The sequence below is a fragment of the Thermocladium sp. ECH_B genome, from assembly GCA_001516585.1.
GTDB lineage: Archaea > Thermoproteota > Thermoprotei > Thermoproteales > Thermocladiaceae > Thermocladium.
On sequence record LOBW01000037.1, the window covers coordinates 1 to 17,472 of the forward strand.

The window sequence follows — 17,472 nt, forward strand, 5'->3', positions numbered from 1 at the left end:
GGCTATGCAGCTCATCCCGGCGGCCCCAATCATTCCTATTATATTTATCATGGCATACTCCATGAGTATTGAGATTGGTATGGAGACCTCATATATATATGAGGTCTCCATACCAATCTCAATACTCATGGAGTATGCCATGATAAATATAATAGGAATGATTGGGGCCGCCGGGATGAGCTGCATAGCCGCACTCGTGGTTCTCCGGATGAAGGAACCATCCAAGGTATTCGAGGAAAAGATAATCTAACCCATTATTAAACGATTAGAAACCGCATTATTTGGAAATAGAAAAAGATGGGGAAGGCGATGTATTGGAAAATCAATTTTTATTTAATCCTTTTAAAAATAGAAAAATCTTTATTTTTAAATAAAGATCATTCTTTGGTTTGTGGTATTAATGGTTTCCTGGCTAGCTCCTTTAATGCATCGTACTCCCGCAGTAGGTCCCTTATGGATATTACTCCCCTAAGTTTGTTATCGTCATCAACCACCACCACGTGCCGAACATTTCGCTCAGCCATTAGTGCAGCCACCTTGAGTATTGGGTCCTTCTCATGTACCTTAACTATGGAGCCCATTGTGCCGATGCGATCAACCGGCGTGGATGGATCAATTCCATTAGCCATAGCCCGTATTATGTCCCTCTCGCTTACTACTCCGGATACCTTGCCGGTCTCATCTATGATAACCACAAGGCCGGTATTGGCTTTGGACATTAGCCTCACGGCCTCTATGGCTGGCGTTCCTTTCTTTACATATATCGGCTCTCTCTTTACTAAGTCTATCGCATTCATAGTTATAGTATACTGAATAAACCTTTTTATATCTTTCGGGCACCATTTTATATAAGTAACTATAATATATTTAGTTAACCATAGTCCAATCAAATAAATGGCTATGCAAGACTATTTGAAACATGGCTAGCTCCTCCTGAGCGTGTAGCAATAACTACACATATAGATTAGTGCTAAATAAATAATTTATTTATAGAATTGGGTTAAATATTTACTTGCTGAGGAACCGAAGCCAGTATCTATTATCATGCACCACAAGCTCAACCTCACTGCCCGGCCTTGCTGAGTTCCTTAAAGAATCCGGCTCCCCCTCAATCCAAGCAACTACCCCTATATCTCCAAACCTAGCAACGCCAACTGCATAATCAGAACCATTAAACGTGGATGGCTTCACATTTATTATGGTGAAGGCAATTAACCTGCCCGGTNCACTTATGGGGAGCCACTCCATGTCGCTTGAGCCGCATGATGGACAATCGGCCTGCGGCGGGAAATACTTGGCGCCACACTTCTTGCACCTAGTATAGTAAACTTTCCCTTCGCTTAATCCATCAAAGAACTTCTTGATTCTATTAATTGAAATCACGTATCTCAACCTTAACTCCCTTTCGCTCTGGAGCATGACATTCCCATCCTTATCAACCACAATCATGCTGGGGTCCCCTCGCGATCTAGGGATAATAGGGTAATATATGCATAATGACCGGTGCCGCCAACATTGTGAGCCAAAGCCCATCCCCTCCTAATATCGGCCTGCCGCTCCCGGGGCTCCGCTCTCTGAAGCAATTGATCAGTTAATCCAGCAATCATGCTTACACCCGTTGCACCTATTGGGTGGCCCTTCGCCTTTAAACCTCCATCCAAGTTAACCGGAAGCAAGCCTCCCTTATATGTCTGACCATCCCTAATCAATTGTATCCCAGTGCCTCTCTCAGCTATTCCTAAGTCCTCGTACGCCATGACCTCAGCAATCGTGAAGCAATCATGAACCTCGGCAACATCGAAATGCCGCCACGCCTCCCTCCTCTCCAAGCCAACCCGCCTAAGCGCCGCCTCCGCTGCTCTACGAGCCGCCTCAAGACCGGTGAAGTCAAGTCTCTTGGTAAGGTTAGCGGAGCCAGTTGCATAACCTATCGAGCGTATCCAGATTGGCGTATCAGTTATTTTTCGTGCGATTTCTCCACTTGCAAGTATGACGGCTGCGGCGCCGTCAGTTATTGGGCTAGCGTCATATAGCTTAATTGGCCACGCGACGTACTTGCTTGATAGGCACTGCTCCACTGTTATTTCATTTCTGAATTGAGCCTTAGGATTAAGTGAACCATAGTGATGAGCCTTGACNGCGGCCTTGCAGAAGTCTTCCTCCGTCGCACCGTATTGAGCCATGTATGCATTCATGTGTAGGGCATAATAGCCTGGAAAAGTTAAGCCAAAGTTCTCGAATTCCCATAAGTAGTACCCGGCGCGGCCGATTAACTCGACCACGGTATCGGTTGGCGATTCATTCATTTTCTCAATACCTATGGCTATGGCTATATCAACGGCACCGCTGGCAACCATATTATAAGCAGAAGTAATTCCAGCACTACCAGATGCGCACGCGGCCTCCACTCTATGGCTACCGGTTGGCGTTAATCCACAATACTCATTTATAGTAACGGCGGGCAACTCCTCGGCGGACCAGAGACCCATATTACTAACCACTGAGTACTGAATATCCTTCTGGCTTAACTTGGCATCACTCAACGCCTCCCTCACGGCTTCCCAAGCCAGTTCCTGTAGATTTACATCATTTCTCTTGCCGAATCGGGATTGACCCACCCCAACAACAGCAACGTCCCGCATTAATTAGCTGGATTAATTAATGTTAATAAGCATTTTTCAGGAACCTAAATCCCCAAGATTTAAATGTGGATCNCTTTGACCTGATTAACCAATCAAGCATCGCCCTATTGAAACACCCACTTAATTGAATTGCTTTTCTCATTAAGGGGACTCATACATACTGGGCACATGTATCCCCATTGCTTTTTAATGCTTTCATGAGACTTAATCTTGGTATCATCATTATAAAGCACGAAGCCACAGAACTTACACTTATATGTGATGGGCATAAACGGAGGAAGCACTTCCAATATTTAACATTAACGCAATACCTGACCTTCTCCCCCGCACTGAAGGGCGAGTTTTTACGCCCCCTTGAAATCCCTCTTTTATAAGTGATGAGTNCTTCGAATGCATGATACATATATCGGGTTAAGCTGATGATTCGCCGAACCCTAAGGAACTAGGATTCTTAGTTTTTAAGTGAAGTCCTTGAATTATACTACATTTATTGCATACATTCCTGGTTTACTTAATCCGAGGGATTTAGCCATGCATGACTTATCCGCGTCAATTACTATTATTAATCCATTCCATTCATTACTGAAATCAGTGGAGCCGCAGTTTGGGCAAGTTTCTGCATCGTCTGGAACAATCATTNTACAGTTCCTACAAGCCTTGTAGCCGGATAAGTGTCTCTTGCCGGTGAATCTACGCCTCGACACATTAATCACCGTTGCTGCGGCTTAATTTTCTTCTTTTGAAGCTCCTCATCTATCCACTCTAACTTACCCAGAAACGGCTGTCTAGCTGTTAGCGATATGTTTACCCTATTACCATCTGACGTAGAGAAGTAACTGACGCCAGCTATTTTAGCCCTAACTATATCGCCCTTTCCAAGTCTTCTAGGCGTTTTTTCAGGAGTTTTCTCCCCTATTATGAATATCTTGCTTTGCCTATCATAATGAATCACATTCTCATCTGCTATTTGTGTTTTATGCATGAATGCAGTAGCTGGTCCAATCCTGATGAATGCCCCATAATCATGCGTATCCACGACCTCGCCCTCCACGACTTCATTAATTAACGGAACAAATGCGAGTGCCTTGAATTCCACCCTATGATAGGCACCTCCATCTCCAAACATAACTATGCCCCTCTTATTTATCTTTATATCAAATACAGTAACGAATATTCCTAAGTCACGCTCGACCCTCCCCTCATATAGCTCCCTTAACTGCTCCACAGCTATCTTGTCTATTGGCTCCCCAAACTTAGTTGGGGGTACTCGTATATAATCCCTGACAGAAACTATCCTGAACACTTGCCATTCTTGAACCTATTATTTAAAAATTTTTTGAAGAAGAATAGATGAGGCATTGTNAACGCCTAAAGATGGCCTATCCTTAGTTACCTACAGACATGCCCTCCTCACCAAAGCTTCGAAGATTTCTTGCCCAAGAACCGTAAAAATGATAACAAAGAACTATAAATCCAGCAAGGGGACGAAGTACCTACACTTAAAGGGCAGGATTGGCAGTATTTATTAGATTACCCTAACCCCTATCACGTCGGTGAAGAACTTTATTGCCTCATCCTTGGATACCCTCTGCTTCCTGCCGACTTCATGCCTCATCCTACGCCTGTATTGAACTCTCATGCCGGGCCTCGCCAGCACAGTAGTTACGGTGAAGCCCCAAATACCCACGGCTGGATCATAACGAGCGCCAGGCATTAATATGTGCTCCGCTATCCCGAAACTAACATTACCATAATTATCAAAACCGCTCCGCCTTAGGGTGAAGTCGACTACTGCAAGCGACTTAAGCAGGAACCAAATCGCTCTCTCTCTACGGAGAGTAACGGCCACCCCTATATGTTCTCCCTTGCGTATTCCGAAATCCTTTATCGATTTCTTAGCCTTCCTATAAGACGGGTCTTGACCCGTTAATTCCTTGAGGACATTGGCTGCCTTCTCAAGCCTCTCCCCGCTTTGACCAACCCCCATATTAACCACCACCTTATCGATCCTAATTGATCTCATGGGGTTATCGGCAGGCAACACGAAGCGATGCCAATCCAATGATTCCGGCGTAATAGTCTTTAAATCAAGCGATGCTATATCTATGACCGGCATCCTAGTTCACCCTCACCAACGGCGAATCCCTGCCTATCATCAATACATGGTCTAGGACAGTTCTATATTCTATTCCCTCACTATTAATTGAAACTATGGCCTCCCTGCGACGCATCGTCTGGATAATTGACTTCAATACACCATGCCTACCAGCATTGCTGCCCCTAAATATTAACGCGTAATTGCCGGGTTTAACTGGGATATAATCAAGTATCTTACCCTCCCTCAGCGAGAATAAAACGGATCCGAGGGTCCCATAATCCTTGGCATCATCGACCACGACATTGGTTCCATCATTGAAATTCAATTGAACCTTGCCGCCCTTCATCGATGTCTTATTTTCTACTCTCCTTAGCTTGACGTTAGCCTCCTCTCCCTGTATCTGAATGACTCTCAAGAACTTAACTGGATCCGGAAGAACCCTGAATAATTCACCCGTGGGCACCAATTCAATTACATCCATTGCACCAACTGGATACTGGTAATCCCGTCTTATCCTGCCATCCACCTTAACATAATTAGCGCCAAGCACCCGCCTGGCCTCCTGCAGCGTAGTTACGTAACCCAATAAATCCCTTAGAACTAAACCCAATGGCAAACTCTCGGATACGCTGTGGGGACCTGGATTTGGCTTAACAGTCCATGAATACCCCTTCTCTAGGGGCCACCAACCAGGCGCCATTGATCTCCTTAAGTGGGTCACGATGAACCACCTTGTTGAGGAACTATTACTTCCNCGCCGCCGGACACCGCCCCAACGGCTTTCCTCTTCCCTATCGCATTCATCCTGCGCTTATCACTGGTGTCTAACTCAACTATCATTACCTTAGATGCATGAATTGGATGATAAATGACCTCGCCATTAGCTCTCTTCGATGAAACATTCTCAATAGTTATTCTTTCCTTCCTATAATTAACCGATAATACCTTACCCCTTATCCCCTTATAATCACCCCTCATAACCACCACAGTATCCCCCTTCCTCACAACTAATCTCTTCACTCCATATTGCTTTCGCAGATCCTTAGATAACGGCGCAATTAGAAACCTACGCTTCTCATACCACGAGGCATTCAGTCGCCTCTTCCTCTGCTTCCTCGGCTGACTCGAGACCATCTTCAAAGCCCATAAGCCTAAGTTTAAGAATTTATCGCTACACAGCCAGCATCAAAGGATAGTCAATCGCTCAAATTCACCGCCTAATCGAGTAAAGCATGAACATAATTGGGCGAATCCCTAAATACGTGCCAATTGGACTCATCCCTATATTACATCCCTATATTAATAGAGATAATGTTAATGCCAGTATTAAGGGGAGACCCAGGTACAGGAAAACGAATTTCGGGGCTTCCTTTAATGATCTTGCGGCTGCCTCAACCATGCCTCTAAATCCATCTTCTCCAATCACCTTAACCTCGGTCTCTACCTCCGTATGAATTGGCATCACCATGGCGGTATTTATTTTCGGAATGGTTTCTCGGATTTTTGTTATCAATTCGTTCGGATCAATGGATTCGCCCACCACCTTATACCCTAATTTCCCAAATGATCCTGTGTACTGATGGTTATCGGTGGTTATTATAATGACTTGATCAAAACCATTCCTCAACTCGCTGATCAACTGCTCATTTAGTCTGGGAGTTATGTTATTTCCATCAATATTTATAAGTAGCCATCTTTTCCCGGCAAACTCAATTATCATGATGAATATGCCGGCACTACCTATCTCAGCTGGATCAGCGCTAATGTCACTGGAATCTATGTGACCTATGCCCATCAATAATGGAGACTCAACGCGCGGCGTCCTCTCCAGCTCCTTAATTGCCTCAGCTAAGTCCTTCACATCATCATCGCTCCAGGAATTATCATTGCCAAAGCCATTCTGTGCATCGACAAGCATGTAATTATCAAGCATTGATCCAAGTTCCCGATGTAGCTCCTCATAANCGCGTAGCGGTATATCATCAGTGGACTTATTTATGCGGGACACTATTACCATTGTTTTCTCGCCTAATGGAATGGCTGATGCCCTTATGTCTCCCTTAATTACTGTAGTGAATGGTATTGCCTTCACCGGAGCAATAGCGGCGTCCCTCATGTGGAGCAGCGCATCATTGATTGATCTAAGTATTTGATCCACATCGCTTTTGGACACTGGGTCTAATTCGTGGCTTCCCACTCCATGCACATATATAAGCAGCGCATTGGCNTTTCTTCCAAGCTCCATGATTCTAGGAATTATCTCTCCTCCGCCCACATTCCTTATTGGACCGCCGTGGAAGTATGGGATCACGAGGAATGCATTATCATAGCCGGCCAACTTAATTATGTGTGTCTTTACCTTGGTTCTCACTGACCTAGCTGAGAGGGCTTCCTCAAAGAATGATCCATCTTGAACCGTTATGGAATATATGTATGTGCCAAACATTCCGAGGTAATCAAATGTTCCAATTGACTTGTGCCTGCCAAGCACCAATAATTCGATTAATATTGACAGGAGAAACATTGAAGCATCTATGCTGATTATTCCAATCGCCCTAAGCCCTACTATTATTCTGTCCAATATGAATGTGTATGCCATTAGTTGAAATATGAGCAGCACTGCAAATAACTTGCTTAAATCCCAGAGATAACTCATTATCGATTGATTATTGCCTGGGTTCCGAAGCAATGTTATCGTCGTTGATGTNAGGGGAAGCATTATCATGACTCCAACCATAACCATAGGCACATGCCTAATCAATGTCAATATGAAATCTATTACGGCCGATTCCATGTACATTACCAGCGAAATAGTGAGGTACATCTTATAGGAGCCAACACCATGCACAAGCAACTTGATCAGATACGGCGTCCCAATTATCGCCAACAAGTAAATAATGCCTATTATTAGCGATTGAATTATGGATAAACCAGAATATAGAGACATAGCCACTGAAAGCACTAATACAATTGAGATGCCCATTGGCCTAAAATACTTGCCTTTTCCATTAAACAAAATCCTGTAGCCGCGCTCAAGTTCCCTGGGCATTAGATCAATGTAAAAATCGACGGGATTTTTAACGTTGCGTTTACATGTCTTCATAGTTGATGAGGACCTCGCTCCCGGGAACCAATGGGGCGTTATGCAGCTTGACCAAGACAAAAAGGTTTAATAATGAGGAGCTATATTATGGCATCATGGAAAACGAAGAAACTGTTGAGGGGCAGATAAAGAATCATATTAGGGGACTAGTTAATAGATTGGAGGGATGGATTTATGGTCAGAAGAAGCTTCTGGATGACTTGAATAAGTATGGGGACTACGCTTCATCGCAGGACCGCTTCGCGCTATTGCTTTCGGCTCAAGCAATGCTCTTCTATATAGAGAGGACGGTTAAGGACTTTGAGTCGTGGCTAAGCAATCCATTGATAACATCGGTCATGACCATAGATATGCTGAAGGAGCTAGAGGAGAAGCTGAGGCAAATAGCGGTCTCATTTATTCAGGTAGATGTCGAACATACTGGCTCATACATGGAGCTGCTTAAGAAAATGGATGTAGAGAATGCTGTTCCTGAGCTGCTTAGATTATATTTTGAGCAGAAAGGCAATGCTCAAAATGTTCCCCAACAACAAACGGAGAGAAGGGAGATACCGAGATTCCTCTAAACCAGCAATAATAAAACCGCTTCTCTCGAGATTCCATGTTAAACTCAGTCATATTTATAATGTCTAGAAAATAGATCAAATAGTAATGCGGCTTAGGGATGCAGTTAATGTTCCAAGCGAATTGAGGAACTTGGTCCCCAATAGCTTCGACATAATTGGTTCAAGGGNGGGGGCAGTGGCAATCATAGAGATTCCGCCGGAGCTGGAGGCCTATAAGCATGAAATAGCAAGTGCACTGCTTAAGTTAAACAAGAATCTGAGGGCAGTAATCAGGAGAAGCGGTGCTAGGCAAGGTACATTTAGGCTATATGAAACAGAGGTGCTGGTGCCTGGACCAACCGAGGTTATACATAAGGAGNTGGGGTATAGATTATTAATTGATCCAACTAAGGTATTTTTCTCGCCTAGGGATCAAAGCGATAGACTCGAGTTATCGCTTCTAGTTAAGCCTGGGGAATCCATTGCTTATCTATTTGCCGGCGCTGGTCCATACGCATTTGCAATACTGAAAAATCAGCCTCATGTTTTTTCGATCCATGCGGTTGAATTAAATCCCGTGGCTGTCCAATATCTGGAGAAGAATGTGATCCTCAATAAGGCTAAGGGAAAAGTCATACCGATTGAAGATGATGTGAGGCACTTCTGTGATGCTGCTGGAAGTGGATTTAATAGGGTTATAATGACGCTTCCCCTGGGAGCCGCCCAGTATTTTAAAAATGCATTGTCTTGCGTCGTTAATGGCGGCATTATACATTTCTATCACACGGGCAGCGAGAAGGACCCGTGGCGGGAGGCTGAATCTATAGTTTCAAGCAATTGTATAGAGACTGGAGTTAATTGCAATATAGTCAGTAGAAAAATAGTTAGAGAGTATGCTCCATACATGTATAAGGTACGCATTGATATTAGATTATCGTGATATCGTTGATTAACGAGGGAAATATATTTAAACTACAAGGGGAGAAAAATAATTCTAATGACCAGCGTAGAAAAGAAGAGACTACTCACCATTGGCCCACTTGAGGCTGACATAATTGGAATACTTGGCAGACTAAAGGAAGCTACCGCAAATGAGATCTGGAATGAATTAAACAAGACAGGTAGGAAAACGGCATACACAACCATATTGACTGTTCTGAGCAGATTATACACGAGGGGATTAGTCTCCAAGCGGCAGAAAANGGTTAATAATGCAAGGNAATATGTATATAAGTTAACCATAAGTGATGAAATGAAGTACGACTTAATACGTCAACATATATATATAATAGGCAAAATGTTCGGCGATGAAGGCCTCAATATAATGGCGAAATTATTAATGGATTATGGGCCATCATATGGCTATGATAATATTGGAGACGAGTATATCTAGATTAATTCCGTTGAACTGCTAATCAAATTATTTAATCCAGTGGCTGGTCGGGATCATTAAATGGTTACCTGTACCAGATGTGGAAGGAGGGAGGCGGCTTTCTATAGGGCATCAAGCGGCGAATCGCTATGCCTCAACTGCTTATTTAGGGAAATGGAGAACACCGTTCTCAAGACTATTAGGCGTTATAAATTAATAACAAGTGGAGACAGGATAGGTATAGCTGTGAGCGGAGGCAAGGATAGCCTAGTATTGATGCATATATTAGGCATATTCAGGAGGCAGGGAAAAATCCCGAAGGACACGTACTTAATGGCCTTCAGCATAAATGAGGGGCAGCCATTTAGCTGCTTCTATAGAATGANCAGAGTTGATATAGTGAAGAAGATAGCTGATGAGAATGGGATAGAGTATAAGACCTTCTCCTTCAGGGATATATATGGATACACAGCATCAGATATATCGCAGGGCCTATGGAGCAAGGGCGACCAAACCCACATGTGCACTATTTGCGGCGTGCTGCGTCGAAGAGCGATGAATATAATTGGGAAATTGCATGGCTTAACGAAAATAGCGACCGGGCATAATATAGATGATGAGGCGCAAACAGTCATGCTTAACGTGATTGGCAATGATGTTAAGAGATTTGCATGGTTTGGCGCCACTCCTGAAAATGATGTTGATGAGGAAAAATTCATACCCAGGATAAAACCGCTTAGGTTCCTCAGGGAGGAGGAAATAGCGATATATGCGCATTACCATGGCATTCCATTAATGGAGCTTGAGTGCCCATATGTATACACAAATCCTAGGTACAAGCTTAAATTCACATTAGCCAGGATGGAGCATGATAATCCAAACATAAAGTACTCACTGGTATCATTTGGCGATAACTTATCAAGGTTGGTTAGAAACAATGTGGAGCCCAATCTATATAAGTGCAAATATTGCGGTTACCCATCATCCAGGGAGGTATGCAGGGTATGCGAATTATTTGAAAAGGCGGGACTACTGGATTACATTGCTAAATCCAAGGCATTACTGAATCCTCACCAGGAAATGAAGCACAGCGATCTTGATAAACCCAGTAATCAGAATCCTTAATTGTCCTCGGCGTAAAAGAGGTTAATGGCGTTTAAAGTGGCAGTAACCAGCGGCCTCCTCCCTTAGGAGGGGCGGGACTTACTGGCTCTTTGTCAACTCTAATTCTATGCAGGCCTCCCCATTCTTTCTCTCATTTACTCTATGCGGAATTTCAAGCAATAATCCCTTTAAGTAACTCATCGCTAAATCCAAGCCATCCTCATTACAGAGCCGAGCCCTTATTGTGGAACCAATCATGAAAATCTCAACCCTTGCCAAGCCCCTTAGTTGAACTAGCTTAAGCAGTTGCGGAGAAAAACTGGGGCCGAGCCTTAACTTATCCAGTTTACCCATTTCAAAAAGCACTCCCGATATCACCTCACTAATGTGCGTGAGGAGAGCCATGTCAATGGCCACTATTCGTTTACCCCAGAAGGTTGGTAATGATAGGCTAGGAACAAGGTGAGAATCATTTTCAAGAGGCTTCTCAACTACATTAGCCACAAACGAGAATTTCCTTAGAAGATTCTCTAAATCTCCCATGCCTATATCGCTCTCGCTTATATCTGCTATTATATGTATCATTTTTTGGTTTCTATTGTATGATATATTGATAATGTTTATTCCGTGATCGGCATAGGCGTTACTTAATGCGGCCAATATGCCGGGTTTATCATCGTTTATCTGAATCAGAAACTCGGTTAAACTGCGTCCAGATGCATCATAAACCAGCGAAAGCTCCCTATTAAATATCATTAAATCACGCAATAATCCCGAATTTTATAAACTTGTTGAGCAATAATCGAGATAGCTTCAAAGAATGCCATTATTTTTTAGTTTAATATTCAATTATACTATGGATGGCCATGTTTGCCGTGGCCGGATCCACCGTGGCTGCCATGCACATGAACCGCATGCCTTAAGTGGTCCAGAGAATTGCCTATGCCCTGAGGCCCATTAGCTAATGCGGATTGCAATTGTTGAAGCACTTGATATATTTGAGTATCGTTAAGTCCATGCATTAGCAACAAGTTATATGCCCTGTAAACATCATTATATAGATGCTCAAGTCTCTTGTATGCGGCGGAGCTATTTCCAGTATTATTGTAGAATGCGGAGGTGGAATTAATATAGAGAGACGCCCTAAGCATTACCCTGTTTGCAGCTGCCTCAAGCACTTTTTCCTTAACTATATCGCGCCTAATGAAGTTCAACTCCGCACGTATAGCCCTAAGTTCCGCCTTAATTCCAGTTAAATTAGTTGAACTTAAGTTGCCGGTCTTCAGATATGAAGTTATATTATTTAGTTCACCCAATATCTGGGTTAAATTGCCCATAATCCCAGTCGCATTGAATGCAGTTGCCTCCCGTAATAATACGGCGGCTTCCCTCTTCTCTTGATTGGCTTGAGCAAGTAATCCAGCGATTTCACCATTTATGTGCCCTGAATGAATTGTCAACACGAATGCCTTTTGCTCCAAGTGAATTGCCTCTATTGCATCCTTTAATGCAGTGAAGCATTGTGATTCATTTATCAGTTTCTCGGCAGTTGTGGTTAGATTCTTCGCTTCACTCAATAACATCAATGATTCATTATTATGAGTGGAATTAGCCAACGGATAGACCCTCTCATAGAAGAGTTGACTCAATGTGACATGAACCAGCGCAGCAACGCACGTAGAGTTCTGGGCCTGCGTCGAGTTACTAATAGTGGAATTAGTTGAGGTGGAGTTAGTTGGAGTTGGTGGAGGAGCCGAGGAGTTAAGCGGTGCAGTCGTATTGCTGGCTGCATGTAAACTAATCGCTATTGCCAGCAACGCCATCATTGTTAGGAGTAATATTTTTCCTCGCATGAATAGGCCTAACTCCGGCTAGTTAATTAGGGCTTTTCTGGAATCTTATCGTTCCTTTAATGAGAAACAGATATGAAATTGGCCTCCCTCCTCGCCTAAACGGAGCGGGGTGCTCGTTTCTATCAAGTCCAGTGTTGGAACGGGAATGCATTAATAAGCTGCGTGGGCTTTAGTAACCGTGAGGCTAGGATTAATAGGGTTTGGGAATGTAGGTAAAGACTTTGCAAGGCTATTAGTAGGGTCAAACTCGATTCACTGCGTTGTGGCCATAATAGCATCGAGGGGCGGGGTAATGGGTAACGGCGTGGGGAATTGCATGGATAGGGATGAAATAATGAATTATGTAAATAAGGGCATATATAATGGAACCGGGGGAATTAACATAGATGACTTGATCAGCGCCAATATAGATGTCGCCGTGGTGTCCATACCGCCCAATTATGGCTCCGGTGAACCTAATTTAGGGATTTATAGGAAATTATTATCAAATGGAATAAGCATAATCACTGCCGATAAGACTGGACTAGCGCTTGATTTCTCTGGATTATTGAAGTTGGCTAACGATAATGATGCACAAATACGATATAGGGCCACAGTCATGGCCGGTACCCCCGCAATAGATCTAGTGAGGGGTCTACGGGGCAGGAGCGTGAGGGACATTAAAGCGGTCCTGAATGCAACCACCAATTTCGTTTTAACTAAGATAGAGGGCGGATCATCATCTCGGGATGCCATTGATCTCGCGGTGAAGGAGAAATTAGCTGAACCTGATCCGCGCATTGATCTAGATGGCTGGGATGCCGGGGCTAAATTAGTTATATTGGCTAATGAGTTGGGTTTTAAATCCACGCTGCGGGACGTCAAGCTGACCGGGTTTAACGTGAATGAGGATGATGTTAGGAGCCATTAAGGAGGGAAAGCGATTCAAGCAAGTGGCGTGGGCTGATTTCCTCAAGGGGAGGCTCACGGTCTCAATAATTCCCGTTAATAATGATTCAATACTGGCATCCGTGAACGGCAATTATAATGCAATTGAGATAAGCGTGGGGGACGATATGATAACGCTAAGGGGACCCGCAGGCCCATCCAGAACCACGGCCGAGGTATTGATGACCGACTTGATGGAGATCCAAGCAATTAAGCGATCAAGGTAAGTATTATTAATGTTCTGTACGAATTATAAGCGTGAGCGTTTTTCTCGGAGTTAGCCGTGATATCGATAGGCCAGTGGCGGGGTTCGGAGTGGCTCGATGGGCATTAGTTGAGGGCGAGTGGCTGGAATTACCCGGCGGCTACGATAATATAGCTGCAATTCTATCTCTGAAACCAGCGTTGATCTATATGGGTAAGTCAAGTCCATGGTTCGTGTCAGAAATGGTGTTTAGGGGAATTGGAGTGTATATATCGAATTCCACAATACGTGAATTGCTGAGGACTAGACCCATGGGCATGGCACTGAATGAGGTGATGCAACACATATGCGATAAGTCGGGGAGGTTTCCCCCAGAGAGGTTGAGGCGTTATGTGAGGAATGGAAGGATATTGGATGCCGCCGCAGGCACAGGCAGGTACTTGCTCTCGCTTGATGGGTACTTGGTAGGCATGGATAAATCAATTTACTCATTGATGGGATTACTCAAGTGCAGCGAGCATGAGGGCCGCGATGCAGATGTAATTGTTGGTTCATTTAATGAACCGCCGCTTAGATACGGCTTTGATTATGTCGTGATAATGCATGCATTATATAGGGAGCAGGCGATTAACATAATGGCTAAGCTTAAGGAGGTCGGTAGATCGATTATATGGGGCGAGCACTTAACGCCTCCAGCAGCAATTAATTATGAAGAGGCAATGCGATTAACGAAAAACCTGGGTTGCAGCTCTGTGATTGATGGCGAGGAATTCATTGCCATATGTTAATTGATTGAGCAGGAGNGAATTGTTAGATGGCGATCTCATTCACTCTATAATCCCTTAATTCACGCATTCTTTTCTCTCTATAAGGCTTCATGGAGCCATCATAATCATAATAAATCACTCCAGGTGCACTTCCTAGGACTTGCTCCATTGGCACTATTATGCCGTCCTCCTCCCGTAAATCAATTACCCTAGAGCCGCCTAGGAATAGTGGTGGAATTAGGGCATTCGCATTAAGGAGGGGAATGCGGTTCTCCAGCGATCGAGCAAGAATATAGGTTCGCCACATATTAATGCCGCGGTTCACTATTTTTGATGGCACGAGGAAAAGGGATGCGCCATTTAATGCCAAGATTCGCGCTATTTCTGGGAAGTCAGCATCATAGCATATCATTATGCCTAGCTTAGCTCCACGATAATTCAATAATAGAGGCCCAGGACCTGGGTATAATCTAGTTGATTCAGTTNCAGTTAAGTGAGATTTATGGGCCCAATCAATTATTTGCCCCTTAATAATTATTGGTGCCTTTACTTCCCCATCTAATTCAAAGGCGCCTGGGATGATTACTCCATCAAACGATGAGCTGATTCCCATTATTTCATTAATCGCTGAAATTCCATTGTCCATCCATTTCTCAGGCAAAAATATTACATTAGAACCATGATTGATCGCCTCTATAATCAACTTAATAGCATTGCTTAAATCGGAGAGGGGTTGAACCACGGCTATCCTCATTTATTTGCAAAGCCTTAATGCTAACTAATAAGTTTGTCTTTTTTGCTTCATCTAGAAGACCCCTGGAATATTTGGATTTTTATGATGCGCCATCTTTCTGGTGTAACTACCATAATCTGCTCATTGCCTCTATAGCATAGATGAGAGGTTCTGTCCTTAAGGCGAAAGAAGTAGGGAATAATGGAAACATATCGGGATTTACTGACTCCTTAGGGACTAAATAAATATGTATTATGCGTAAGAAGATGTTAACGAAAATATTATTAAATGGTTCNCTATCTTGAATTCAATGATATTGATAACATATCTGCCGTTTTACCGCATTCACGAGCTGCTTCTATATTTCTTGTTGAATATGGATTTATTGAAAGTGGAGCGGGGAATTGCCTATATTGATAATGTGTTCCATCCAATGCAGCACAGGATATTATCTCAACTACTCGCTGAAACAGGCATAGAGATTAGGGCAGGTAATTGGCGGGATCGTAATTCAACTTTTCTGCAAATAATTCGGGATGCCAAGAGCGAGGACTTAGATGCATTAGTGATCGACAGTGACAATGTGATCGATAAGGAATTAATGAAAATGGATGCCGAATTAGTGCATAAATATATGTTCTATACCGTGCTAGACCGCGAGACTTGGGATAGAAAAAATGATCGACAACGATTCCTCTCGAGAAGCGTTAAGCTGCAGGATAATCCCGAGGTATTTGGGTATAGAGTTATGGGTAAATGGAGGGGAGTATTCTTTCTTGGACCAAAGCAGGGAGTAAGGCTGAGCAGAGCCCTTTTGGAATCAATTAATTATGGCGTTCTTAATAAGCTAAGCGATGCATTAAATAATATAGATGNCGGCATCAGGAGATTCATAAGCGACGAAACTACGCTGGGAATGCTATATTATTATAGTGGATTTAGGATAACGCCATTCATAGTAGCAAGCAGCCATAAGCATCATGGATCTGATCCAAGTTACCACCCATTACTGGTGGCCACGGCGCATGCAGAGCTAGGCAGTAGATTGCTTGATATGGGGTGGCGAATGAAGTGGTACTATGCTAGGTATAAACTATCAAGAACCATTCATGCATTGACTTAATATAAATTATCATTGACCCAATATAGGCTAGGTTTTATCTTAGACCCCGTTAAAGGAATCCCGCAGGGATGATTGCCTTCCATTATGGAGACAGGAATTGGTATTATGGGAAAGCCAAAATGCCTCCGCCCTAAACGGAAGGGGCTTGCCATTCATTCTGTGCCGCATCTAATTGATAAGGGAAGGACGCATTAGTGGATCCTATTAGAATATTACTCCAAAGGCCCTAAAGGCCGGGTTTATGGTTTCTTTATTCATGACGTGGATTATCCCTCAATTTTTGAATTACCTTGTTCAAAACTAGTTTCGCTAACTCGCGTTTATCCATTACCCCGGTATCAATTATGGAGCCATCCCTATATATGATTATGTATGAGTCCTGCCGCGTTCCAAAGCCCAAGCCATTGCTAACATTATGTGCTAGCGCCATGTCCCAATTGCCCTCTATCATTCTCTTTATGGCCCTCCTAATTATTTCCTCCCTGTCTAGACCCACTTCAGCCTTATAACCCACTAAAAAAGACCTAGGCGAGACCTTTTTTATGTCCCCAGCGATTTTAGGCGCCTGAACCATTTCAATGCTTAATTCTTTAATTGAGCTATCTATTTTCCCCTGTATCCGATTCTTCACGTAAAAATCAAGAGGGGCGGCGGCCAGTATCACAATGTCATAATTAGTTTTACTGACTTCCTCAATTACTTTCTCATACATCTCTAAAACGCTTGTTACTTGAATCACCGTTACATGGCTTGGATACCTAATATCGACNGGCCCACTTACCACCGTTACCGAGGCACCGCGAGAAGCAGCTTCCCTGCTCATATAGTAACCAGTTAATCCACTGCTCGGAGTAGTGATGTACTTGGTGCCATCTATGTACTCCCTAGTGGGCCCACTTGTGACTAGGATTCGCATGCCATGCATATCCCTCGGAGATAATGAATCTATGACTGACTCAACTATTTCATCCATGGAAGCCAGCTTTGCTTTTTCCTCCAT

The 17,472-nt window shown here is 43.5% G+C and carries 20 protein-coding genes and 1 pseudogene; 8 read left to right on the top strand and 13 right to left on the bottom strand.

The genetic code is table 11. From position 1 onward, the window contains the following. Window positions 1-377: 377 nt before the first annotated feature. The 9 genes from AT710_05685 to AT710_05725 all read right to left on the bottom strand — a co-directional run bounded on the left by AT710_05685 (window position 378) and on the right by AT710_05725 (window position 7,789). Window positions 378-797, bottom strand: coding sequence for a hypothetical protein (locus tag AT710_05685; protein ID KUO91763.1), 420 nt, complete (start codon window positions 795-797; stop codon window positions 378-380). Window positions 798-1,008: 211 nt separating this feature from the next. After that, window positions 1,009-1,449: a hypothetical protein gene (locus AT710_05690; protein ID KUO91764.1), complete on the bottom strand. Its 441-nt coding sequence runs from the start codon at window positions 1,447-1,449 to the stop codon at window positions 1,009-1,011. Then, window positions 1,446-2,642, bottom strand: a complete 1,197-nt coding sequence (locus AT710_05695; GenBank protein KUO91765.1) for an acetyl-CoA acetyltransferase — start codon at window positions 2,640-2,642, stop codon at window positions 1,446-1,448. Before AT710_05695 ends, AT710_05690 begins: the two co-directional genes overlap by 4 nt. Before the next feature lie 476 nt (window positions 2,643-3,118). Beyond that, window positions 3,119-3,280 carry a DNA-binding protein gene (locus AT710_05700; protein ID KUO91780.1) on the bottom strand — a complete coding sequence of 54 codons (162 nt, stop codon included), beginning with the start codon at window positions 3,278-3,280 and terminating at the stop codon, window positions 3,119-3,121. Between the two features lie 71 nt (window positions 3,281-3,351). Beyond that, the gene (locus AT710_05705; protein ID KUO91766.1) at window positions 3,352-3,945 is read right to left on the bottom strand and encodes a DNA-directed RNA polymerase subunit E; all 594 of its coding nucleotides are present in this window, start codon (window positions 3,943-3,945) and stop codon (window positions 3,352-3,354) included. A gap of 222 nt (window positions 3,946-4,167) precedes the next feature. Then, window positions 4,168-4,665, bottom strand: a complete 498-nt coding sequence (locus tag AT710_05710; protein KUO91781.1) for a 50S ribosomal protein L5 — start codon at window positions 4,663-4,665, stop codon at window positions 4,168-4,170. Between the two features lie 94 nt (window positions 4,666-4,759). Continuing rightward, entirely contained in the window at window positions 4,760-5,461 is a 702-nt protein-coding gene (locus AT710_05715) for a 30S ribosomal protein S4e (GenBank protein ID KUO91767.1), read from the bottom strand. Beyond that, window positions 5,458-5,874, bottom strand: a complete 417-nt coding sequence (locus AT710_05720) for a 50S ribosomal protein L24 (protein ID KUO91768.1) — start codon at window positions 5,872-5,874, stop codon at window positions 5,458-5,460. The genes AT710_05715 and AT710_05720 overlap by 4 nt, the downstream gene beginning before the upstream one ends. 160 nt (window positions 5,875-6,034) lie before the next feature. Next, a complete protein-coding gene (locus AT710_05725; protein KUO91769.1) occupies window positions 6,035-7,789 on the bottom strand; it encodes a hypothetical protein in 1,755 nt (584 codons plus the stop codon). 149 nt (window positions 7,790-7,938) lie between these two features. On the opposite strand from AT710_05725, the gene AT710_05730 reads away from it, so the two are divergent. From AT710_05730 to AT710_05745, 4 genes and pseudogenes are all read left to right on the top strand, one after another. Next, on the top strand, window positions 7,939-8,409 hold the full coding sequence (locus AT710_05730) for a hypothetical protein (GenBank protein KUO91782.1): 471 nt from the start codon (window positions 7,939-7,941) through the stop codon (window positions 8,407-8,409). Window positions 8,410-8,494: 85 nt separating this feature from the next. Further along, complete coding sequence (locus AT710_05735; protein ID KUO91770.1) at window positions 8,495-9,328, top strand: methyltransferase; 834 nt, start codon at window positions 8,495-8,497, stop codon at window positions 9,326-9,328. A 57-nt stretch (window positions 9,329-9,385) separates the two neighbouring features. Then, window positions 9,386-9,715: pseudogene (locus tag AT710_05740) on the top strand. A gap of 126 nt (window positions 9,716-9,841) precedes the next feature. Continuing rightward, window positions 9,842-10,885 (top strand): arginosuccinate synthase, encoded by a 1,044-nt coding sequence (locus AT710_05745; protein KUO91771.1) that lies wholly within the window; start codon window positions 9,842-9,844, stop codon window positions 10,883-10,885. Window positions 10,886-10,963: 78 nt separating this feature from the next. On the opposite strand, the gene AT710_05750 is transcribed toward AT710_05745, so the two are convergent. Together AT710_05750 and AT710_05755 are read right to left on the bottom strand one after the other, a co-directional pair. Further along, the gene (locus AT710_05750; GenBank protein ID KUO91772.1) at window positions 10,964-11,620 is read right to left on the bottom strand and encodes a hypothetical protein; all 657 of its coding nucleotides are present in this window, start codon (window positions 11,618-11,620) and stop codon (window positions 10,964-10,966) included. Window positions 11,621-11,718: 98 nt separating this feature from the next. Then, on the bottom strand, window positions 11,719-12,717 hold the full coding sequence (locus AT710_05755; protein KUO91773.1) for a hypothetical protein: 999 nt from the start codon (window positions 12,715-12,717) through the stop codon (window positions 11,719-11,721). Window positions 12,718-12,895: 178 nt separating this feature from the next. On the opposite strand from AT710_05755, the gene AT710_05760 reads away from it, so the two are divergent. The 3 genes from AT710_05760 to AT710_05770 are packed head-to-tail and all read left to right on the top strand — an operon-like array spanning window position 12,896 to window position 14,637. Continuing rightward, window positions 12,896-13,627: a hypothetical protein gene (locus tag AT710_05760; protein ID KUO91774.1), complete on the top strand. Its 732-nt coding sequence runs from the start codon at window positions 12,896-12,898 to the stop codon at window positions 13,625-13,627. After that, window positions 13,611-13,871, top strand: coding sequence for a hypothetical protein (locus AT710_05765; protein KUO91775.1), 261 nt, complete (start codon window positions 13,611-13,613; stop codon window positions 13,869-13,871). The genes AT710_05760 and AT710_05765 overlap by 17 nt, the downstream gene beginning before the upstream one ends. Window positions 13,872-13,902: 31 nt before the next feature. Next, window positions 13,903-14,637: a hypothetical protein gene (locus AT710_05770; GenBank protein KUO91776.1), complete on the top strand. Its 735-nt coding sequence runs from the start codon at window positions 13,903-13,905 to the stop codon at window positions 14,635-14,637. 22 nt (window positions 14,638-14,659) lie between these two features. Here AT710_05770 and AT710_05775 read toward each other — a convergent pair whose 3' ends face one another. Beyond that, a complete protein-coding gene (locus AT710_05775) occupies window positions 14,660-15,370 on the bottom strand; it encodes a hypothetical protein (GenBank protein ID KUO91777.1) in 711 nt (236 codons plus the stop codon). Window positions 15,371-15,659: 289 nt separating this feature from the next. Between AT710_05775 and AT710_05780 the strand changes: the two genes are divergently transcribed. After that, complete coding sequence (locus tag AT710_05780) at window positions 15,660-16,472, top strand: hypothetical protein (GenBank protein KUO91778.1); 813 nt, start codon at window positions 15,660-15,662, stop codon at window positions 16,470-16,472. Between the two features lie 250 nt (window positions 16,473-16,722). Here the strand turns inward: AT710_05780 and AT710_05785 are convergent, their stop codons facing one another. Further along, window positions 16,723-17,472: a hypothetical protein gene (locus AT710_05785; protein KUO91779.1), complete on the bottom strand. Its 750-nt coding sequence runs from the start codon at window positions 17,470-17,472 to the stop codon at window positions 16,723-16,725.